The 19,501-nt window shown below is 61.5% G+C and carries 19 protein-coding genes; 13 read left to right on the forward strand and 6 right to left on the reverse strand.

The annotated features are described in order from the left end of the window. The first annotated feature begins 80 nt into the window (after positions 1 to 80). A complete protein-coding gene (locus tag BUB78_RS13600) occupies positions 81 to 1,391 on the forward strand; it encodes a P-loop NTPase family protein (protein ID WP_073198822.1) in 1,311 nt (436 codons plus the stop codon). A 59-nt stretch (positions 1,392 to 1,450) separates the two neighbouring features. On the opposite strand, the gene BUB78_RS13605 is transcribed toward BUB78_RS13600, so the two are convergent. Next, positions 1,451 to 2,110: an outer membrane protein gene (locus BUB78_RS13605; RefSeq protein WP_073198824.1), complete on the reverse strand. Its 660-nt coding sequence runs from the start codon at positions 2,108 to 2,110 to the stop codon at positions 1,451 to 1,453. Positions 2,111 to 2,318: 208 nt separating this feature from the next. On the opposite strand from BUB78_RS13605, the gene BUB78_RS13610 reads away from it, so the two are divergent. Together BUB78_RS13610 and pdeM are read left to right on the forward strand one after the other, a co-directional pair. Then, positions 2,319 to 4,727: a ligase-associated DNA damage response DEXH box helicase gene (locus BUB78_RS13610; protein ID WP_073198826.1), complete on the forward strand. Its 2,409-nt coding sequence runs from the start codon at positions 2,319 to 2,321 to the stop codon at positions 4,725 to 4,727. 97 nt (positions 4,728 to 4,824) lie between these two features. Continuing rightward, positions 4,825 to 5,505 (forward strand): ligase-associated DNA damage response endonuclease PdeM, encoded by a 681-nt coding sequence (pdeM, locus tag BUB78_RS13615; RefSeq protein ID WP_073198829.1) that lies wholly within the window; start codon positions 4,825 to 4,827, stop codon positions 5,503 to 5,505. A 14-nt stretch (positions 5,506 to 5,519) separates the two neighbouring features. Here the strand turns inward: pdeM and BUB78_RS13620 are convergent, their stop codons facing one another. After that, entirely contained in the window at positions 5,520 to 6,275 is a 756-nt protein-coding gene (locus BUB78_RS13620; RefSeq protein ID WP_073198831.1) for a LytTR family DNA-binding domain-containing protein, read from the reverse strand. A gap of 165 nt (positions 6,276 to 6,440) precedes the next feature. Between BUB78_RS13620 and BUB78_RS13625 the strand changes: the two genes are divergently transcribed. Further along, positions 6,441 to 6,863 carry a PaaI family thioesterase gene (locus tag BUB78_RS13625; RefSeq protein WP_073198833.1) on the forward strand — a complete coding sequence of 141 codons (423 nt, stop codon included), beginning with the start codon at positions 6,441 to 6,443 and terminating at the stop codon, positions 6,861 to 6,863. Positions 6,864 to 6,939: 76 nt separating this feature from the next. Further along, positions 6,940 to 8,487 (forward strand): murein biosynthesis integral membrane protein MurJ, encoded by a 1,548-nt coding sequence (gene murJ / locus BUB78_RS13630; protein ID WP_073198835.1) that lies wholly within the window; start codon positions 6,940 to 6,942, stop codon positions 8,485 to 8,487. Here the strand turns inward: murJ and BUB78_RS13635 are convergent. Then, positions 8,484 to 9,170, reverse strand: a complete 687-nt coding sequence (locus BUB78_RS13635; RefSeq protein WP_073198837.1) for a rhomboid family intramembrane serine protease — start codon at positions 9,168 to 9,170, stop codon at positions 8,484 to 8,486. The genes murJ and BUB78_RS13635 overlap by 4 nt on opposite strands. A 73-nt stretch (positions 9,171 to 9,243) precedes the next feature. Between BUB78_RS13635 and trpS the strand changes: the two genes are divergently transcribed. Further along, the gene (trpS, locus tag BUB78_RS13640; RefSeq protein ID WP_073198839.1) at positions 9,244 to 10,272 is read left to right on the forward strand and encodes a tryptophan--tRNA ligase; all 1,029 of its coding nucleotides are present in this window, start codon (positions 9,244 to 9,246) and stop codon (positions 10,270 to 10,272) included. A gap of 10 nt (positions 10,273 to 10,282) precedes the next feature. On the opposite strand, the gene BUB78_RS13645 is transcribed toward trpS, so the two are convergent. After that, a complete protein-coding gene (locus tag BUB78_RS13645; RefSeq protein ID WP_073198841.1) occupies positions 10,283 to 10,918 on the reverse strand; it encodes a glutathione S-transferase family protein in 636 nt (211 codons plus the stop codon). A gap of 219 nt (positions 10,919 to 11,137) precedes the next feature. Here BUB78_RS13645 and BUB78_RS13650 point away from each other — a divergent pair, with 219 nt between their 5' ends. Together BUB78_RS13650 and BUB78_RS13655 are read left to right on the forward strand one after the other, a co-directional pair. After that, a complete protein-coding gene (locus BUB78_RS13650) occupies positions 11,138 to 11,620 on the forward strand; it encodes an RNA pyrophosphohydrolase (protein ID WP_073198956.1) in 483 nt (160 codons plus the stop codon). Continuing rightward, positions 11,617 to 12,165 (forward strand): hypothetical protein, encoded by a 549-nt coding sequence (locus BUB78_RS13655; protein ID WP_073198842.1) that lies wholly within the window; start codon positions 11,617 to 11,619, stop codon positions 12,163 to 12,165. Before BUB78_RS13650 ends, BUB78_RS13655 begins: the two co-directional genes overlap by 4 nt. Positions 12,166 to 12,498: 333 nt before the next feature. Here the strand turns inward: BUB78_RS13655 and BUB78_RS13660 are convergent, their stop codons facing one another. Together BUB78_RS13660 and BUB78_RS13670 are read right to left on the reverse strand one after the other, a co-directional pair. Then, complete coding sequence (locus BUB78_RS13660; protein WP_073198844.1) at positions 12,499 to 13,011, reverse strand: hypothetical protein; 513 nt, start codon at positions 13,009 to 13,011, stop codon at positions 12,499 to 12,501. A 236-nt stretch (positions 13,012 to 13,247) separates the two neighbouring features. Next, positions 13,248 to 13,934 (reverse strand): S24 family peptidase, encoded by a 687-nt coding sequence (locus BUB78_RS13670; RefSeq protein WP_084732876.1) that lies wholly within the window; start codon positions 13,932 to 13,934, stop codon positions 13,248 to 13,250. A gap of 246 nt (positions 13,935 to 14,180) precedes the next feature. Here BUB78_RS13670 and BUB78_RS13675 point away from each other — a divergent pair, with 246 nt between their 5' ends. From BUB78_RS13675 to rpiA, 5 genes are all read left to right on the forward strand, one after another. Next, positions 14,181 to 14,615, forward strand: a complete 435-nt coding sequence (locus BUB78_RS13675) for a hypothetical protein (protein ID WP_073198847.1) — start codon at positions 14,181 to 14,183, stop codon at positions 14,613 to 14,615. 258 nt (positions 14,616 to 14,873) lie between these two features. After that, entirely contained in the window at positions 14,874 to 15,062 is a 189-nt protein-coding gene (locus tag BUB78_RS20935) for a hypothetical protein (RefSeq protein WP_073198849.1), read from the forward strand. Then, on the forward strand, positions 15,055 to 15,414 hold the full coding sequence (locus BUB78_RS13685) for a hypothetical protein (RefSeq protein ID WP_073198851.1): 360 nt from the start codon (positions 15,055 to 15,057) through the stop codon (positions 15,412 to 15,414). The genes BUB78_RS20935 and BUB78_RS13685 overlap by 8 nt, the downstream gene beginning before the upstream one ends. Positions 15,415 to 15,640: 226 nt before the next feature. Further along, positions 15,641 to 18,538 carry an error-prone DNA polymerase gene (locus BUB78_RS13690; RefSeq protein ID WP_073198853.1) on the forward strand — a complete coding sequence of 966 codons (2,898 nt, stop codon included), beginning with the start codon at positions 15,641 to 15,643 and terminating at the stop codon, positions 18,536 to 18,538. Positions 18,539 to 18,710: 172 nt separating this feature from the next. After that, positions 18,711 to 19,499, forward strand: coding sequence for a ribose-5-phosphate isomerase RpiA (gene rpiA, locus BUB78_RS13695; protein ID WP_073198855.1), 789 nt, complete (start codon positions 18,711 to 18,713; stop codon positions 19,497 to 19,499). Positions 19,500 to 19,501 lie beyond the last annotated feature (2 nt).

Raw genomic sequence — 19,501 nt, forward strand, 5'->3', positions numbered from 1 at the left:
CGGCATGCTTGTGCCAAGACCTGTCCGCTTTCGCGCGGGATGGGGGAAAACAGCATTCAGGCGCAGAACAGGTACATCACATGAACATGCAAGTCAGCACCGGCGTTCAGCCCCCCCCCCCCCCGAGCAGCATCGAGGATATGCAGCTTCCGGTGGTGATGATGCGGGATATCCTGCTCAAGACCATGTTCCGCAAGAACCTCGACCTTGTGTCGGAAGTGGCCGTCGCCATCTGTCTGCCGCGTGCGGTGACGCAGGAACTGATCGATATGGCGCGGGTCCAGAAGCTGCTTGAAGCGACGGGTACGTTGAATGCGAATTCCGGTGGTGAAATGGGCTATCAGCTAACCGATGCCGGCAAATCCCGCGCACTTGATGCGCTTAGTCAGTCGGAATATTTCGGCGCCATGCCGGTGCCTCTGGCGGTCTACCGCGAACAGGTCAAACGCCAGTCGATCCGCAACATCCAGATCACCCGCGATCAGTTGACCAACGCGATGGGCCATCTGATCCTGCCCAACAGCCTTCTGGATCACCTCGGGCCTGCGGTCAGCGCCGGGCGCTCGATCCTGATGTATGGTCCTCCGGGCAACGGGAAATCCAGTATTTCCAATGGCATACGTGACGCGATGGGGGATAAGATCTATGTGCCGCGCGCGATTGAATATTCCGGCCAGGTAATCACGGTTTATGACCCTATCGTGCATTCCTCGGCCGAGGTCGAGATTGATGACCCCAATAGCCTGCGCCGTCGCCGCACCTTTGACACGCGCTATGTGCGCTGTGAACGCCCGACCGTGATCACCGGTGGTGAACTGAGCCTCTCGATGCTTGATCTGGTCTATAACCCCACCGCGCGCACCTATCAGGCGCCGCTTCAGCTCAAGTCGACCGGCGGCATTTTCATCGTGGATGACCTTGGCCGTCAGGCCGAACCGCCGCAAAGCCTTGTGAACCGCTGGATTGTTCCGCTTGAGGAAAGCAAGGATATCCTGGCCCTGCAATCGGGCGAGAAATTCGAGGTGCCGTTTGATACGCTGGTGATTTTCTCGACCAACTTCCACCCGAATGAGATTTTCGATAAAGCCGCCCTGCGCCGGATTTTCTACAAGATCAAGATCGACGGGCCATGCCAGCAGGATTTCCTGAAAATCTTTGCCATGGTCGCGCGTAAAAAGGGAATGCCGCTTGACGAGGCGGCGCTGATCCATCTGATCAAGGAAAAATACCCGACGATCGACAATGTCTACGCCAACTATCAGCCGGTCTTTTTGATCGACCAGATGATCTCGATCTGTGAGTTCGAGGGCATCCCTTATCAGATGTCCCCCGACTTGCTTGATCGGGCCTGGGCCAACATGTTCGTCAAGGAAGAAGAGATCGCTCACTGAGATCACAACAAGAACGGCGCAACCACATCTGGATGCGCCGTTGTTTGCCGACTTAACAGTCAGAAATCCCATCGCAGACCAACACGCACGGCATGCTGCGTGACCTTGACCGGCATACTTACGGCCGGAAAAGCAGGGGCCAGAGTCCCCCTGGACTTGCCGTAATCGGTGTACCGATACTCGGTCCGCAGCGACAGGTTGGTGGCAATGCGCGTATCGATACCCGCTCCGATCGTCCATCCGTCCAATTTGTCGCTATAGCCGTTGGTCGGCGTTGCAGCAGGGCCACCGCGGAAATCAAAATCCCCGTAGGCGTAGCCGCCCGTCGCATAAAACAGAGCCGGATTGGGGCCCAGATTCCCAGCATAGCCGACAACGGCCCGCACGGACCCCTGCCAGTTCAACTCAGACCGCCCCGCCGATGTGGCACCGGTCAGATTAGTATAAGACCCCGACGCTTCGCTGCCCTCGAAATCCACCTCAGCGCCGTAAACCATCTGCCCTGACTGAACGGCATACCCGGCAAATGCACCATAAAGCGCGCCGTCCGGGCTGGAATTGCCAGAGGGCGCCCCATTGCTATAGCTGTGCTTCGCGTCAAGATCGGTATAACCAAGCGCAAGGCCACCATAAAATCCATCCCAAACCTGCGCCGAAGCCAAACAGGGCATGGCAGAGATGAACGCACTCAGAACCAACTGTTTAGGGGTCAGTTTCATGATAGTTCCTCCAGATAATTTGCGCTTTCATGCGTGATTTTTGGTCACAGCGCGACTCGACAACTCCTAAGCTCCCATAGCCGGGCATTTTAATATTTTGGGATCACAGCTTTTTGACATTAACCAATCCCGTATAAAACGATTTGGGTCTGCAATCGTTTGTATCCGGGGCATTTCCATCCACGACGATGCATTCTAATTTTCCGGAATGACTCACCTCCCCGATCTGTTTCAGTCCTGGTTCAACGCCCGTGGGTGGTCCATTCATCCGCACCAGCAAACCGTGCTGGCGCGCGCCGATGCGCCCGCGACCCTGCTGATTGCGCCGACCGGCGGGGGCAAGACGCTGGCCGGTTTCCTGCCGACACTGGTTGATCTGGCCGAGGGTCCGCATGCCGGGCTTCACACGCTTTATATCTCGCCGCTCAAGGCGCTTGCGGCCGACATCAAGCGCAACCTGACCGCGCCCGTCGAGGACATGGGCCTTGCCATCCGGGTTGAGGATCGCACCGGCGACACCTCGGCACACGCCAAACGCCGTCAGCGTGCTGACCCGCCGCATATCCTTTTGACCACCCCGGAAAGCCTTGCCTTGATGGTCTCTTACGAGGATGCACCGCGCATTTTTGCCGGACTCAAGCGGGTGGTGATTGATGAAATTCACGCCCTCGCAGAAAGCAAGCGCGGCGATCAGCTCATGCTGACGCTGTCACGGCTGGAGGCGCTTTGCCCCGGCCTGCGTCGCGTCGGCCTGTCGGCCACGGTCGAAGACCCGCCCGCGCTTGCGCGCTATCTTGCGCAGGGCGGAAATCGCTGCGACATCCTGTTGGCCGACCCCGGCCCTGCCCCGGATATTTCGATGCTGGAACTCGCCGATCCGCCGCCCTGGTCGGGCGGTGGGGCCGCCTATGCGATCCCGGCAGTGCTTGATCAGATCAAGCGGCACAAGACCACGCTGATCTTTCACAACACCCGCGCGCAGGCGGAAATTTTCTTTCACAATCTGTGGCTTGCCAATGAAGACGGCCTTCCCATCGCGATCCATCACGGCAGCCTTGACCGCGCGCAGCGCAGCCGCGTCGAAGAGGCGATGACCCGCGGCGAGCTGCGCGCGATTGTCTGCACCGGAAGCCTTGATCTCGGCATCGACTGGGGCGATGTCGATCTTGTCATTCAGGTCGGCGCGCCCAAGAACGTCAAGCGTCTGGTCCAGCGGATCGGACGCGCCAATCACCGCTATAACGCGCCGTCCAAGGCGCTTTTGGTGCCCGCCAACCGCTTTGAAGTGGTCGAATGTCTGGCCGCGCTTCAGGCGGTGCGCGACCATGATCTTGATGGCGAGGCGCGCAGGCCGGGGCCGCGCGACGTGCTGTGCCAGCATATCCTGATCCGGGCCTGTGCCGGGCCGTTTGACGCCGACGATCTGTTCACCGAGGTCACCGGCGTTGGTGCCTATGCGGGGCTGACGCGGGCCGAGTTTGACGCCTGCCTGGAGTTTTGCGCAAGCGGCGGTTATGCCCTGCGCGCCTATGATCAATGGCAGCGACTGTTGCAGCGTGCCGATGGGCAGTGGCAATTGCGTGATCCGCGCAGCGCGCGCCTGATCCGCATGAACGTCGGCACCATTCAGGATAGCGACACCCTCAAGGTTCGGATGAAGCGCGCGCGCGGCGGCAAGCCCCTTGGCGAGGTCGAAGAGGCGTTTGCCGCCACGCTCAGCCCCGGTGACACCTTCCTGATCGGCGGCCAGATCGTGCGCTTTGAGAGCCTGCGCGAGATGGTGGTCGAGGTCAGCCGCGACGCGGGCCGCAAACCAAAGATCGCGACCTTCACGGGCACCAAATTCGCCACATCGACCCAGCTTTCAGAGCGTATTCTTGCGCTTCTCGCACAGCCCGACTGGCCCGGTTTACCAGAGGTGATCCGCGACTGGCTGCACCTGCAGAGGCGCGTGTCAGAGATGCCGAAGGCGGGGCATCTGCTGGTTGAGAGTTTTGCCCATGACGGGCGCGAACAGACCTGTATTTACGGCTTTGCCGGGCGCAATGCGCAGCAAACGCTTGGCCTGCTGGTGACCAAACGGATGGAAGAGCTTGGCCTTGCGCCGCTTGGTTTTGTGGCAACGGATTATGCCACGCTGATCTGGGGTCTTGAGGCGGTGACCGACGCAGCGCCTTTGTTTGACGCCGCGAGCCTGCGCGTCGGCTTTGAGAGCTGGCTTGCCGGCAACGCCGTGATGAAACGCACGTTTCGGGCCTCGGCGACGATCGCGGGCCTTATTCAGCGCAACAGCCCGAGCGCGCGCAAGAGCGGGCGACAGGCGGTAATGTCGTCGGATATCCTCTATGATACGCTGGTGAAATATGACCCCGGTCACCTCTTGCTCGATATCACCCGGCAAGAGGCCATGCGCGGCCTGGTCGATTTTGGCCGCATCGAAGAGATGCTGGCGCGGATTGAGGGGCGCATCACCCACAGGCGGCTGGCGCGGGTAAGCCCGCTTGCAGCTCCGCTCTTCCTTGAGGCCGGACGCACCCCGGTCAAAGGCGCCGCGGAAGAGCGGCTTTTGGCCGAGGAAACCGCGCGGCTGATGCAGGCGGCGGGGCTGGCGGGGTGATCGCGGCGCTTTCGCGCGGCCGCCTGTCAGGGCGGACAAGCACGCCCGATGACGCGCCGCCCTTGCAATGACACGCACATCTCGCCACCAAGGGGGCATGGACGGTTATGCTTTCACTCTTGCCGGGGCCGAATTGACGGCGCTGGCCTCGGGTGCGCTCTATTGGGATGCGCGCAATTTGCTGTGCGTGTCTGATCTTCACCTCGGCAAGGCAGAACGGCGCGCGCGCTTGGGCGAGCCACCGCTGCCGCCCTATGAAACCCGCGATACGCTAAGCCGATTGGAAAGCGATCTGCGCCAGACCGGGGCCAGCACGCTGATCTGCCTTGGCGACAGTTTTGATGACAGCGCCGCGGCGGCGGCCCTGCCCGAGGCGGAAAAGCTATGGATCGCCAAGCTTCAGGCGGGGCGACGGTGGGTCTGGATCGAGGGCAACCATGATCCGGGGCCGGTCGATCTTGGCGGCGCGCATATGGCCGAATTGCCGGTGCCGCCGCTGGTCTTTCGCCATATCGCCCGTCCCGGCCAGTGCGGCGAGGTGTCGGGGCATTATCACCCCAAGGTCCGGCTTGCCCTGCGCGGGCGCAGCCTGAGCCGCCCGGCGTTTCTGCTGGACAGCAACCGCGTGATCCTGCCGGCCTATGGCACCTATACGGGCGGCCTTTACAGCCACGACGAGGTGTTGAGCACGCTCATGCGGCAAGAGGCCCTTGCGATTTTGACCGGGCCGATGGTGCATGCCACACCAATGCCGCGCCATAACACGCATCGGCCCTGACAGGCCGCCTCGTGTCATTCAAGCAGCCCTGCCTCGAGAAGGCGCGGACGGTATTTGCGGCTGACGGGGACGCGGTCACCGTTGCGCAGGATGACGAATGTCTTGTTTGCCCCGGCCTGCTCGACCCCGACAACCGCAGAGAGTGCCACCCAATGCGAGCGATGGGTGCAGATGCCTTCGATCGGGTCCATTTCATCAATCGCGTCCCCAAGCCGAAGGCGGAGCGTTTCGACCCCGCGATCGGTCGAGACCTCGACGAAATGATCATTGGCAGACAGGCGCATGATTTCGACATCCTCCAGATCAGAGAGCCGCCGATGCAGGCGCGAGATTGGCACCTCTTCCCGCGCATCGCGACGATATCCCGACGGCTGTTCCAGGCCGATCTGGCGGCGCAAGACGAAGATGCCCCAGGCAATCACTAAGATGTTGAGCGCAATACTTGGAAGGCGCAGCTGGTGCAGATCAAGAACCGGATCCATCCAGGCACGCAACCCCCAGATCAGCGGTGCCAGAATGACGCTCACCATCAGGCCCGCGCCGAGGTCAAACAGGATCGGGCGTCGCTTGCCGAACACTGTAGCCATGGTGGCGCGACTTAGGTAGGCGATCACCAGAGCGCTGAAAGTCGCCATGCTCCAATAGGCGGATCGCGTCACAAGAGGCATGGTTTCATAGGTGCCAAAGGGCCCGGCAATGACAGCAACAGCAATAGAGACCGCGACCGTGAACAGGGTCACGGAGGAACAGAATGTAGAAAACGTTTCCACCAAATGGTTTCGAAAGTCAGACCAGTTCAACTCATTCCCCTTATCACACATTACCACCTATGCATGTATCAGCCGTCACTTGCTTTTCCAATAAAGGACCGTGACATCCCGTCACTTTATCGTCATCGTAATAACGCAATGTAAGCAATGGGAATTAAAGCCAGAATGTCCCCTGACATCGCAGACAAAATTCGCAGCAGCTTTGCCGCGCAGAGCATGATGCAGACCCTGGGCGCAACGCTTGGCAGCCTCTCGGCGGGCCATGTCGAGATTGAAGCGCCGATTTTATCGACAAGCCGCCAGCAGCACGGATTTGGCCATGCCGGTCTGACCTTTGCCATCGGCGACAGCGCGGCGGGCTATGCCGCACTGTCCGTCATGCCAGAAGGGTTCGAGGTTCTGACCACCGAGATGAAGATCAACCTTTTGGCCCCGGCCAGGGGCGACGCCCTGATTGCGCGTGGCGCGGTGGTCAAGGCCGGGCGCCGCCTTGTGATCGTGCGCGCGGATGTCTTTGCGCTTGAAGGCGACAAGGAAACCCATATCGCGATGATGACCGGCACGATGATGCCAGTGCCGCGCAGCTAGCCATACCAACGCCCCCTTTCCCCTGTCAGTGCGATCCGCTAAGCCTGCGGGGACGCATCCAGCCAAAGGCCAGCCCATGAAACCCGTCCGCCTGCTTACCGGTATCCTGACCGTCGGCGGCTGGACGCTGCTTAGTCGTTTGTTGGGCTTTGTGCGCGATGTGATGATCGCAAGCTATCTTGGCCCCGGCGTGATGATGGACAGCTTTGTCGCCGCCTTCCGTCTTCCCAATATGTTTCGCCGCTTCTTTGCCGAGGGCGCGTTCAACGCGGCCTTCGTGCCGATGTTTTCCAAGCGGCTTGAGGCCGATGAGGATCCGCTTGGCTTTGCCTCACTGGCGATCTCGGGCCTTGGGCTTGTTCTTTTGGCGCTGACCGGGCTTGCGCTGGTGTTCATGCCGGCCCTTGTCTGGGCCACGGCAGAGGGGTTTGTCGGCGATCAACGCTTTGATATCACGGTTGATTTCGGGCGCATCGTCTTTCCCTACATCCTGTTCATCTCGCTGGCCGCGCTCTTGTCGGGGACGCTTAATGCGGCCGGGCGCTTTGCCGCCGCTGCCGCCGCACCGGTGCTTTTGAACGTGATGCTGATCGCGGCGATGACCGTCGCGGCGCTTGTGGGCGGCAAGGTTGCCACGGCGCTTGTCTGGGCCATTCCCTTTGCCGGCGTGGCGCAGCTTGTTCTGGTCTGGCAGGCCGCAAGCCGCGCGGGTTTGCATATCCGCCCGGTGCGCCCGCGCTGGACGCCCGCGATGTCGCAACTGGTGCGCGTCGCCGTGCCCGCCGCCCTTGCCGGGGGGGTGATGCAGGTCAACCTTCTGGTCGGCCAACAAGTCGCCTCGAATTACGACAAGGCGGTGAGCTGGCTTTATTCAGCGGACCGGCTCTATCAATTGCCGCTTGGGGTGGTCGGCATCGCGGTGGGCATCGTGTTGTTGCCCGATCTGTCGCGACGCCTGAAGTCGGGCGATGACCGCGGTGCGCGCATGGCCCTGTCGCGCGCGGGCGAGTTGTCGCTGGCCCTCACCGTGCCCTGTGCCCTGGCGCTTATGGTGATCCCGCTTCAGCTTGTGGCGGTGCTGTTTGAACGCGGCGCCTTTGGCAGCGATGACAGCGCGGCCACCGCCCTTGCCGTGGCGATTTACGGCCTCGGCCTGCCCGCCTTTGTGATGCAGAAAATCCTGCAACCGCTGTTTTTTGCCCGCGAAGACACCAAGAGCCCGTTTCGCTATGCGGTTGTGGCGATGATCGTGAATGCGGCCCTTGCCATCGGCCTTGCGATATGGATCGGCTGGATCGCGGCGGCCTTTGCCACCACGCTGGCCGGGTGGGTCATGGTCTGGCAGCTGATGCGCGGCGCGCGCGCCTTTGGCGATGTGGCCCGGTTTGATAGCCAGTTTTATCGCCGCCTTTGGCGGATCGTGCTGGCCTCTGCCCTGATGGGCGTGGTGCTTTGGGGCGGCGGCGTTCTGCTTGGGCCGCTGTTCGCGATCGGCGGCTGGCGGTGGCTGGCGCTTTTGGTGCTGCTGGTGGCAGGGGGGATCTCCTACGGTGCCTTCGGCCAGATGCTCGGCGCGTTCCGCCTGTCGGAAATCCGCAGCACCCTGCGCCGCTCTCCGCCCTAGTCGTGCCGGATCTTGGCGCGGATTTTCGACCAGCCGCCGGGGCTTAGGAAGAACGACGCCAGAAACCCGGCGCCAAAGCCCGAGACATCCGCGATCCATGTGCTGCTGCCGCCAAACAACAGGGCAAAGGTCAGTTGAAGCAGCATCAGAATGCCAATCAGGCTAAAGGCGCGCGATTGATTGGCGCCAAGCTGTCCCAGGCGAAGCCACATCAGATAGGTAAAGCCGCCGATCAGGCCATAGACCCCCGGAAAGGCGCCGATAAGCCAGGGCTGATCGCTGACGGTGAGACCATAAACCGCCGCGCCCGTGACCGAGCAGAGGACGAAGAGCACCAGAACCGCCCATTGGCGAAACACCTCGCCAATGAATTTGCCCATCGCCAGAAGCAGGACGCCGGAAAACAGCGCGTGGGTAAAGCTGCTATGGACAAAGACATAGCTGAAAAAGCGGCGAAGGTGCTCGGCGGGAAATATCTGATTTTGCAGCATCCACGCCATGATGTCGCTGTTAAAGCCGTAATCCTCGATCGCCGCAGAGCGCCAGCCGACGGCCTCGGGGCCGCCGACAAACCCGCGCGCACCAAGCGAAAAAATCGCCTCGACGCCGACGATAACAAGGAAAAGCGCCACTACAACCGGCGGAACCGGGTTGACGGGGCTTTCGTTTACGGGGTCTGACATGCCTGCTCTCCTTGACGGGGCTTTGACGCATGGGTAAGCGAGGCAGGCGAAGAAATCCAGACGGAGATGACATATGACCGAAGCAGGCTTCACACCGCGGGTCTTTTCGGGCATTCAGCCCTCGGGCAACCTGCATCTTGGCAATTATCTTGGCGCGCTCAAGCGCTTTGCCGATGCACAGAACAAGGGCATTCCGTCGATCTATTGCATGGTCGATCTGCATGCGGTCACCGTCTGGCAGGACCCGGCCGAACTGCGCCACTCCACGCGCGAGCTTGCGGTCGGCTTTATCGCCTCGGGGCTTGACCCGGAAAAATCCATCCTGTTCAACCAGAGCCAGGTCGCCGAACATTCACAGCTTGCCTGGATTTTCAATTGCGTGGCGCGCATGGGCTGGATGCAGCGCATGACCCAGTTCAAGGACAAGGCGGGCAAGAATGCGCAGAATGCCTCGCTTGGGCTGTTTGCCTATCCCGCGCTGATGGCGGCCGATATTCTGGCCTATCACGCCACCCATGTGCCGGTCGGCGAGGATCAGAAACAGCATCTCGAACTGACCCGCGACATCGCGGCCAAGTTCAACAATGATTTCGGCGTTGATTTCTTTCCGATCACCGAGCCGGTGATCGAGGGCACCGGCACGCGGGTGATGTCGCTGCGCGATGGCTCGAAGAAGATGTCGAAATCCGACCCTTCCGATATGAGCCGCATCAACCTGACCGATGATGCCGACACGATTGCCAAGAAAATCCGCAAGGCCAAGACCGACCCGGAGCCGCTTCCCTCCGAGGTGAAGGGGCTGGAAGAGCGCCCCGAGGCGCGCAATCTGGTGAATATCTATGCCGCTCTGGCCGATATGAGCGTCGATCAGGTGATGGCAGAGGCCGGCGGCAAGGCGTTTTCCGAGTTCAAGCCGATGCTCGCCGATCTTGCGGTTGAAAAGCTGGCGCCGATTTCTGGCGAAATGTCCCGGCTGATGACTGATGTGTCCGAGATCGACCGTATCCTTGGCAACGGCGCGGACCGCGCCCGCGCCATCGCCGCGCCGATCCTGCGCCAGACCTATGAGATCATGGGCATGGTCGGCCCGCGCGAGGTGTGACAGCCGCTCGTCAGCCCAGATCGGGCGCGGTCTTGGCAAATGTATCGTGCGCCTGCATGGCCCCCCACCACTCGGCGATGCCGGGCACCGACATGACCTCGCCCGCGTCCGGCGTGAGCGAGACATAAAACATGATCGGCCCAAGGAAATAATCCGCCAGCGTCGGTGCATCGCCCGCCAGCCATTTGGCCTCGCCCTTGTTCTCCATCAGCAGCTTCAAAAGCTTTTCCGACGCCGCAAGCGCGGCCTCGCGCGCCTCTCCGTTCTGCCCGCCGATGAAATCAGGAAACAGGTGATAGCCCGCCACGCCCACAAGCGCGCCATAGCCATAGCTGTCGATCAGGCCAATCGCCTCATTCATGCGCGCGCGCTCCTTGGCATCATTGGGGATCAGCGCCGGTTCCGGCGCGATATCCTCAAGATAGCGGCAGATCGCATCGGTCTCGCGGATGCGCAGCCCGTCGATATCCATCACCGGCACCTTGCCAAAAGGATGACGCGCCAGATGCTCGGGCTGGCGCGGCTCGCCCGCCAGAACATTGACCGGCACCTGATCGTATTGCATGCCCTTATCGGCCAGAACCATGCGCACGGTGCGCACATAGGTTGACCCGTCAAAGCCGTAGAGCGTTGGTTTATCTTTCATTTCTCCCTCCCTTTCACTGGACCATATTGCAGCGGGCGCATATCATATGCCTTGCCCTCTTCAGTCCCGGCCCAAAGATAGAAGGGGACCACGCCACGCGCAAATCAATCCGTCTTGAGGCCGGATTTCAAAGCGATCGACGCCCCGCGCCCGCCACCGCTTGACCTTGCCCGCGCCGCGCCGCACTCTGCTGCCAACCCTGTCCTCAAAAGGCCCGCCATGACCCCCGAAGAGATTGCCAGACTGCCCTATCGTCCCTGCGTCGGCGTCATGCTGACCAATGCCGAGGGCCATGTTTTTGTCGGCCAGCGGATCGACAATGAAACCGCCGCCTGGCAGATGCCGCAAGGCGGGGTTGATCCCGGAGAGGCAGCCCGCGACGCCGCTCTGCGCGAATTGTGGGAGGAAACCGGCGTTACGGCCGACAAGGTGCGGATCGAGGCGGAAACTGCGGATTGGATTCCCTACGAACTTCCGCATGACCTTGTGCCGCGCCTCTGGAAGGGACGCTATCGCGGGCAGGCGCAGAAATGGTTTCTACTGCGCTTTCTGGGCACCGACAGCGATGTGAATATCATCACCGATCACCCCGAGTTTTCAGAGTGGCGCTGGTTGCCACCCCAGGATCTTGAGGCCAATATCGTCCCCTTCAAACGCAAGGTTTACGCCCGCGTTCTGGCCGAGTTCGGCCCGTTGCTGTGATCCGCGCGGCGCTTATTGGCGCGCTGTGCCTGACGGCGGGACCGGGGCTTGCGCTGTCGTGCATGGCGCCGGATGTGGCGAAAACCTATGCCCGCGCGGCCGAGGCCGACGAGAGTTATGTGGTGGTGCGGGGTCGGCTGACCTTTGATGCCACGCAACTGCCCAAGACCGACTGGCAAAACCAGCAAGCCACGCCGCCTCATACCCCGATTGCGGCCCGGATCACCGGACAAGCCCTGTCACTAACGGGGTTCGATCTCCCGTTTGAACGCGACATCACCCTTGATGTGCAATGTTTCGGCCCCTGGTGCGCAGGCGCTGCCACTGAGACCGACTACCTCGGCTTTCTCGAACAACGCGAAACTGGCTACGTGCTGGTGCTTGATCCCTGTGGCGGCATGGGCTTTGCCAATCCGACGCCCGAGATGCTGGACCGGGTCAAAACCTGTTTCCAAGGCGGGCCTTGCGTGTTAGGTGACACTCATTATTACAGTGATACCGGAAGACCCAAGATGAAGCCGAATATAGGCGGATGGGCCTTGTAAATAAGGGGTATCGGCATGCAAACGGGCGGCGTGGACGGGCGCTGGTGAAGTTTACAGTGAATGATAAAAACGGGGCGAAAATGGCGATTGGGGCGATTTTCGGGGCGTGTGGGGACGCAGGGTGCAAAACGCGCGAAACCCTATCAAAATATGATTTAACGGGCTGTCAAAGGGGTGTTTTGGGGGCTGTTAAGGGGGCTGAGAGAGGTCCGGAACTGCGAAGTGAGCCGCGCAGTTCGCAGATGACTTCGCAGAAAGAGATTACCGTTTTAATATCAGAGGTATGGCATTTTCAGCCTGACGCATGATGACGCGCGAACTGCGAAGTGATTTTCAGCGTTGAAGGGCGCTATCGCCGGAAAGGTACTGGGCGAAGCGGCGCTGATGCCAGCGCAGCGGTTCGATGTCATCCGAGCCTATGGCGCGGGCAACCTGATTGTGGCAAATCAGGTCGAGATAGCGCATGATCGGCCGCTCTCTTGCCTCGATCGACAGGACCTCGGCGCGCATTTCGCGCAGGTCATCCGGCGTTGGATCGCCACGCATCGCGAGGATGCGTTCAAGCGAAAGAAACTCTCCGGCAAGACCGTTGTGCTGGCGCGCCTTCACTCCGAGACGCAGCACCTGGTCAAGGGCCTGCATCCCTGCCACGGCAGCGCCCGCCAGGAGCGGAACCCACGCCGACGATTGTGCCAGAAGCGCGACAACAACAGACGAGCCCGCCAGGAGGGAGAGCGCCGAAAAGGTGTTTGACCAAGCCTCAAAAAAACGCTCGCGCAGGCGATGATAGCGCACCGAGCGTTGCAGATGACAGCTCAGGTCGTGGCGTTCTTCGTCGACGGTCATGTGACCTATCCTTCTTCTTCGCCCTGCCCCCTGTCCGGCTTGCACGCGGGGGCGGGACGGGTGGGTGATACGTCGAACCCGCCACGCTTGCCCTCGCTGTAATCGAGGCTGTCGTTGCGCGTGTTGTTCGACGGTGTCTGGTGCTTGCCGTCATCGCGGGACGGTCTGGCCGGTGTCTTTCTGTCTACCATATCGGTGGGCTCTCTTTCATATGAAGTTAACGCGCCGCGCGGGGATCACCACGCATGCGCTGACCAGACAATCTCGCCGAGGATGCGCAGGCGGTTCATGTCGTCGCCACGGCGGGTCTCGGCGGGGTGGGTCGGGTTGTCCGAGGTCAGAACGATCAGCTCGTTCTCGACGAGATCGAGGCGTTTGACGCGGGCGCTTCCGTCGATATCGACCAGGGCATAGACATGACGGTTGCGGATGGCGGTGCGGCGCTCGTCGATCATGACGAGATCACCGTCGTGCAAGGTGGGCGCCATGCTGTCGCCGGTGACGGTGAGAAGGCAGACGCTGGCGGGTGAGATGTCACGCTCGCGCAGCCAGTCGCGGCGGAAGGCGAGCGCGCCTTGCAGGCTGACATCGCCATTCTCGGCCCCCGCTCCGGCGGCAAGGCGGGCGTCAACCCAGGGGATCGGGGCATAATCGGCCCCGTCGAGAGACACAATATATATAGGGCCGGTTTCGCGCGGCGGACCGATGTAGAATTCGAGGCCGAGGGCGCGGGCAAGATCCTTTAAACTGGAGTACGGCGTATCGCGACCTGATTGAATACTCCTTAGAACTCCAACAGAAACGCCCAAATCGCGGGCATAAGGCCTGAGCCCTTTCTCTTTGATGCCCTCCTTAATCATCGCAAAAAGAGGCTCTTCGTCAATGTGTGCTGCGAATCGTGTCATGATGAGCACGTCCGGCATAATTTGCACCCTAACAGAGGTGCTGGCGGCTCACACAAGTCGAGCGATCTCGACTGTGTCGCGCCTGAGCACCGGAAGTGGAGACACTTACCGGAGACTTAAATTGCGCGGACCAAACGGATCGCGCCGCCACAGGATATCAACTGAGAGGGTCGAGGCGTCGCTCGCATGGTTCGATGCGAACTGGCCCGAGGACCTTGCCTGGCCGACCGATATCCCCCGTCCCTCCAATAAGGAGGACGCGGCGTGATCCGGCCCCATGTGCGGGCGGAAATCGACGCGACGCGCGCCGCCCTGGCGCGGTTGCGGCTGGTGGCGCAGCGGGTGTGCCTGCCGCCCAGAAAGCCCGCAGCGAGTGCGAAGCAAGCGACGACGGGCGCAGCGATGATCGCGCTTGATGACGCCTATACGGCGGCGACGGGCACTGTCCTCACCCTGAATAACGCGCCGATGAGGCAGCTGCTTTGGTTCGGAAACTATCGAGCGGTTCACAAGACAGGCCCCGGAGTGAGGTGGACCGTCATCATGGCGCTTTACCGGCTCCGCTACGGTCAAAACGGATGCCGTCCGAACACGCTGGAAGCCGCAATCGTCTATTTCAGCGCGATTTGGCCGGAGGGGGCGATCTGGTCGGCCTCGGTCGCGCGTCCCACCTCAGTGAGAAGGAGTGTTTCGGCATGAGCGGTATCAATCACGAAAGCGACCAGCCCAGTCGTGAAGATCTTGGTTGGGAGGCCGTCGGGTTTGTCGATCCTGAGGCTGCGCGAGAGATTGCGCGCGAGTGGAAGGCGTCACGAAACCGGAAGCGCAAGGCGCGCACACCGCTGCGCCAACTGCCGCGCGTCATGATACCTTTCGAGGGGGTCAGGCGTTGTATTGATGCAGTGCGATTTCCCACGCTGATAGTGGGGCCGGAGCTGGAGAAATTGCTGTCGCGACATGTCGAGCGGCTTGACGGTATCGCTTGCCCCTCACGTCTGCAACGATGGCTGCTTGGCCGCCTTCATGGAGGCCCTCGATGCCGAGGGCGAAATCACCTTTTCCGAAGGCGAGGCCGAAGGCCGCACGCTGAGCTTCGCCGAGGAGGCGCGGGAAATCGAGCAATCAATGGAGATCGACAATGGCTAACCCCGGAATGTTCATCAAATCCTACACCGCAGAAGTCGCCATCCCCGGACGCACTATCGTCAAGTTCGGCGCATCGGGCGGCGTGGTGCCTGCAACAGTCGCCACCGACGCCGCCATCGGCATCACCGATCAGCTCGACGGGGCTGTGGTGACGTACGGTGCGTTCCTCGATTTGCAACAGTCCGTCTCGGGCCGTGAGGGCAGCAGCTACACTGCGGTCGTATCCACAAAGAAGAACCTGGCCTGCCGGATCAAGGGCCTGCCCGTCGAGATCAAATCCGTCTACGGGCTTGGATATAGGCTCCGAAAGTTGGAGCCGGAATGGGATTGGCGGCAGGAGGATTACAAGTGATGGGATCATGGCATTCAGTTGCCCCTTAAATGCACTTTGAACGCCTGCCTCAAAAAATCGGTTGCTGCAATCTTCGCTGTAATTCACTGCAAAATAGATTGTCACGCTACATTGCGCGCCTGCGACACCCTGAAGGCCGCTTTCCACACGGCAGGACTCGAAAAAGAACAAAACGTGAATATAATGCAGATCAGCCCACTGATCCCTGAAAGATTCGCGCGATCCCATGTCCTTTGCCGAACTCTCTGCCATTTCCAACTTTACCTTTCTCAACGGGGCCGCACACCCCGAGGAGTACATGCATCGCGCGGCGGCGCTTGGCCTCACGGCGCTTGCCATTGCCGACGAAAATTCGGTGGCCGGGATCGTGCGGGCCCATAGCGCGGCGCGCGAAATTGCACGGCAGGTCGGCGAGCGCCACAAGATCGAGACCCGCGATGGTCCGATCGGCCCGGCCCCGCCCGTGGCCCCCGCCGCGCCTCCGGCATGGGCCACCACCCCGCGCCTTGTGCCCGCCGCGCGGCTGGTGCTCGTCGAGGGGCTTGTGCTGACTGCCCTGCCCTATGATCGTGCGGGCTGGGCCAATCTCTGCCGCCTGCTCAGCCTCGGGCGGTTGCGCTGCAAAAAGGGCCGGTGCGAGTTGCGCCTTGATGACCTGCTGGCGGGGGCCTCGGGGCTTCACCTTTTGCTACATGCGCCACAAACGCAGCAGATGCCGCGCGGCGCGGATGACTGGCAGCAACAGGCGAAACGGCTGACGCGCCGCCTTGGCGGGGATATGCACCTTGTCCTCGCCCCGCTTTATGACGGGCAGGATTGCGCCCGCTTTGACCGGCTCGCAAGGCTGGCGCAGCGGTTGAACCTGCCCACGCTCGCCTCTGGGGTGCCGCTCATGCATCGCGGGCAGCGGCGCAGGCTTGCGGATGTGCTGAGCGCAATCCGGCTCGGCACACGGGTGGATGATCTTGGCCACGACGCCCTGAGCAATGCCGAGCGGCGCTTGCGCTCGGGCGCTGAAATGCGCCGTCTTTTCAAGGGGCACACCGAGGCCGTCGCGCGTGCAGGCGCGCTTGCCGCGCGGCTGACCTTTTCGCTGGATGAGCTGCGCCATGAGTATCCCAGCGAGGTCGCAGAGGGCGAAACACCAACAGGCCGCCTGCGCCGTCTGGCGCTTGAGGGATTGGACTGGCGCTATCCTTGCGGCGCGCCAGAGCGCGTGCGCGCCTTGCTCGAGCACGAATTGCGCCTGATCGGCAAGCTGCGGTACGAGCCCTATTTCCTGACCGTGAATGACGTCGTCGCCTTTGCCCGCTCGCGCGGCATCCTGTGTCAGGGACGTGGTTCGGCGGCGAATTCGGTGGTGTGCTATTGCCTTGGCGTGACCTCGGTCAGCCCCGAAATCGGCACCATGGTGTTCGAGCGTTTCGTCTCCGAGGCGCGCGACGAGCCGCCCGATATCGACGTCGATTTTGAACATGAGCGCCGCGAAGAGGTGATCCAGTGGATTTATCAGCGTTACGGTCGCCACCGCGCCGGGCTGTGCGCCACCGTGATCCATTACCGCGGCAAACGTGCGATCCGCGAGGTCGGGCGCGCGATGGGCCTGTCGGGCGATCTGATTGCCGCGCTCTCCTCGCAAGTCTGGGGTTTTGGCAGCGATGGCGCGCTGACGCCGGACCGGCTGCGCGAGATCGGCCTTGACCCCGAGGACCGCCGCCTCGCGCTCACCCTGACCCTGGTGCAGGAGATCATCGGCTTTCCCCGCCACCTGAGCCAGCATGTCGGCGGTTTTGTCATCACCCAGGGGCGGCTGGATGAGCTGGTGCCGATTGAAAACGCCAGCATGGAGGACCGCACCGTCATTTGCTGGGACAAGGATGATATCGACGCGCTTGGCATTCTCAAGGTCGATGTGCTGGCGCTTGGCATGCTGACCTGTATCCGTAAGGCGTTTGATCTTTTGGCCGAACATCACGGCGCGCGCTATACGCTGGCCAGCCTGCCGCAAGAGGACAGGCCGGTCTATAACATGCTGTGCCGCGCCGACAGTCTTGGGGTGTTTCAGGTGGAAAGCCGCGCGCAGATGAATTTCCTGCCGCGCATGCGCCCGCGCTGTTTTTACGATCTGGTGATCCAGGTGGCGATCATCCGTCCGGGCCCGATCCAGGGCGATATGGTGCATCCCTTCATCCGGCGGCGCAATGGCGAAGAGGCGACCAGCTTTCCCTCGGATGCGCTTGGCAAAGTTCTGGGCAAGACACTTGGGGTGCCGCTGTTTCAGGAACAGGCGATGCAGATCGCCATCATCGGCGCGGGCTTTACCCCCGAAGAGGCCGACCGCCTGCGCCGCTCGCTCGCCACCTTCAAGCGCCACGGCAATGTGTCCGAGTTTCGCACGCGGTTTTTGCGCGGGATGCTGGCCAATGGCCATGACATGGATTTCGCCGAGCGCTGTTTTTCGCAAATCGAGGGCTTTGGCAGCTATGGTTTCCCCGAAAGCCATGCCGCCAGTTTCGCGCTTCTGGTCTATGCCAGTGCCTGGTTGAAATGCCACCATCCGGGGCTGTTTGCCTGCGCCTTGCTGAATTCTCAGCCGATGGGGTTTTATGCCCCGGCCCAGATCGTGCGGGATGCGCGCGAACACGGGGTGAGCGTGCGCCCGGTCTGTGTGCAGGCGAGTTACTGGGACAATGTGATGGAACCCGACGGGCGCGGCGGGCTGGCGCTTCGGCTTGGGTTTCGCCAGATCCGGCGGCTGGCGCAGGACGATGCCAGTTGGCTTATCGCGGCGCGCGGCAATGGCTATATCACGGTCGAGGACGTCTGGCGGCGCGCCGGGCTGGCGCCGAGTGCGCTGGCGCGGCTGGCCGAGGCCGATGCCTTTGCCGCCCTCGGGTTGAGCCGCCGCGAGGCGCTCTGGCAGGCCAAGGCGCTGCAGGGGGATGCGCCGTTGCCGCTCTTTGCCCGCGACATCGACGGCGAGGCAATTGACGAGCCGCTGGCGCATCTGCCCCGGATGTCGGAGGGCGAAGAGGTGATCGAGGATTACGTCGCCCTGCGCCTGACGCTTCGGGCGCATCCGGTGGCCCTGTTGCGTGACATCCTGACCCCGCCGGGCGGGTGAAGGCAAAAGCGGGGCACTGCCCCCATCCAGGAAAATTCGGCGAATTTTCCTGGACTCCCCCGGAGTATTTTTTCCAAGAAGAAGGCAGACCCGCAAAAAGCCGCGTAATTCGCCCTCGCACCTTATGGCCAAGTCTCATATAACCCCTGCAAACATTCATAGGAGTCGCCCCATGACCGGAGAATTGTCGCCCATCGACAAGGCAAAATTCGTCGCTGCCAAGCGGTCTGTCGATTATGTTGAAGACGGCATGCGGGTCGGTCTTGGGACCGGCTCGACGGCGGCCTGGATGGTTCGATGCCTGGGTGAAATGGTGCGTAATGACGGGCTCCGCATCAAAGGTGTGCCGACCTCGACACGCACCGCCGAGCTGGCGCGCGATGTCGGCATCGAGGTGATCAGCCTTGACGAGGCGAAATGGCTTGATGTGACGATTGACGGCGCGGATGAGTTTGACGGCAATCTCAACCTGATCAAGGGCGGCGGCGGCGCGCTTTTACAGGAAAAGATCGTGGCCACCGCCAGCGATCAGATGATCGTGATCGCGGATGTCGGCAAGGAGGTGGAAAGCCTTGGGTCTTTCCCGCTGCCGGTCGAGGTGATCCCGTTTGGCTGGCAAACCACCAAATCGCTGGTCGAAGAGCTGCTGATTTCGATGGATGTGCTGGGCCGCGATGCGACCCTCAGGATGAACGGCGAGCGCCCGTTCATCACCGATGAGGGCAATTACATTATCGATCTGCATCTTGGGAGGATCGGCAATCCGCATCAATTGTCGATGGCGATGAATCAAATGCCGGGGGTGGTTGAAAACGGGCTGTTTCTGGATATCTGCGATGTGGTGATCCTTGGGTTTGGCGATGGCCGGGTGGAAACGCGCGACATCAACGAGGGCACCGTTGAAGAGGACCGGCTCGATTTCGTCGAAACCGACAACCTTTTCACCGATATGAACGACTAACA

It is taken from the genome of Roseovarius marisflavi (genome assembly GCF_900142625.1).
Classification (GTDB): Bacteria; Pseudomonadota; Alphaproteobacteria; order Rhodobacterales; family Rhodobacteraceae; genus Roseovarius; species Roseovarius marisflavi.

Coding starts and splice junctions, on each gene's coding strand:
- BUB78_RS13600 (WP_073198822.1), top strand. CDS start 81: ATGAACATGCAAGTCAGCACCGGCGTTCAGCCCCCCCCCCCCCCGAGC.
- BUB78_RS13605 (WP_073198824.1), bottom strand. CDS start 2,110: ATGAAACTGACCCCTAAACAGTTGGTTCTGAGTGCGTTCATCTCTGCC.
- BUB78_RS13610 (WP_073198826.1), top strand. CDS start 2,319: ATGACTCACCTCCCCGATCTGTTTCAGTCCTGGTTCAACGCCCGTGGG.
- pdeM (WP_073198829.1), top strand. CDS start 4,825: ATGGACGGTTATGCTTTCACTCTTGCCGGGGCCGAATTGACGGCGCTG.
- BUB78_RS13625 (WP_073198833.1), top strand. CDS start 6,441: ATGTCCCCTGACATCGCAGACAAAATTCGCAGCAGCTTTGCCGCGCAG.
- murJ (WP_073198835.1), top strand. CDS start 6,940: ATGAAACCCGTCCGCCTGCTTACCGGTATCCTGACCGTCGGCGGCTGG.
- BUB78_RS13635 (WP_073198837.1), bottom strand. CDS start 9,170: ATGTCAGACCCCGTAAACGAAAGCCCCGTCAACCCGGTTCCGCCGGTT.
- trpS (WP_073198839.1), top strand. CDS start 9,244: ATGACCGAAGCAGGCTTCACACCGCGGGTCTTTTCGGGCATTCAGCCC.
- BUB78_RS13645 (WP_073198841.1), bottom strand. CDS start 10,918: ATGAAAGATAAACCAACGCTCTACGGCTTTGACGGGTCAACCTATGTG.
- BUB78_RS13650 (WP_073198956.1), top strand. CDS start 11,138: ATGACCCCCGAAGAGATTGCCAGACTGCCCTATCGTCCCTGCGTCGGC.
- BUB78_RS13660 (WP_073198844.1), bottom strand. CDS start 13,011: ATGACCGTCGACGAAGAACGCCACGACCTGAGCTGTCATCTGCAACGC.
- BUB78_RS13670 (WP_084732876.1), bottom strand. CDS start 13,934: ATGCCGGACGTGCTCATCATGACACGATTCGCAGCACACATTGACGAA.
- BUB78_RS20935 (WP_073198849.1), top strand. CDS start 14,874: ATGTCGAGCGGCTTGACGGTATCGCTTGCCCCTCACGTCTGCAACGAT.
- BUB78_RS13685 (WP_073198851.1), top strand. CDS start 15,055: ATGGCTAACCCCGGAATGTTCATCAAATCCTACACCGCAGAAGTCGCC.
- BUB78_RS13690 (WP_073198853.1), top strand. CDS start 15,641: ATGTCCTTTGCCGAACTCTCTGCCATTTCCAACTTTACCTTTCTCAAC.
- rpiA (WP_073198855.1), top strand. CDS start 18,711: ATGACCGGAGAATTGTCGCCCATCGACAAGGCAAAATTCGTCGCTGCC.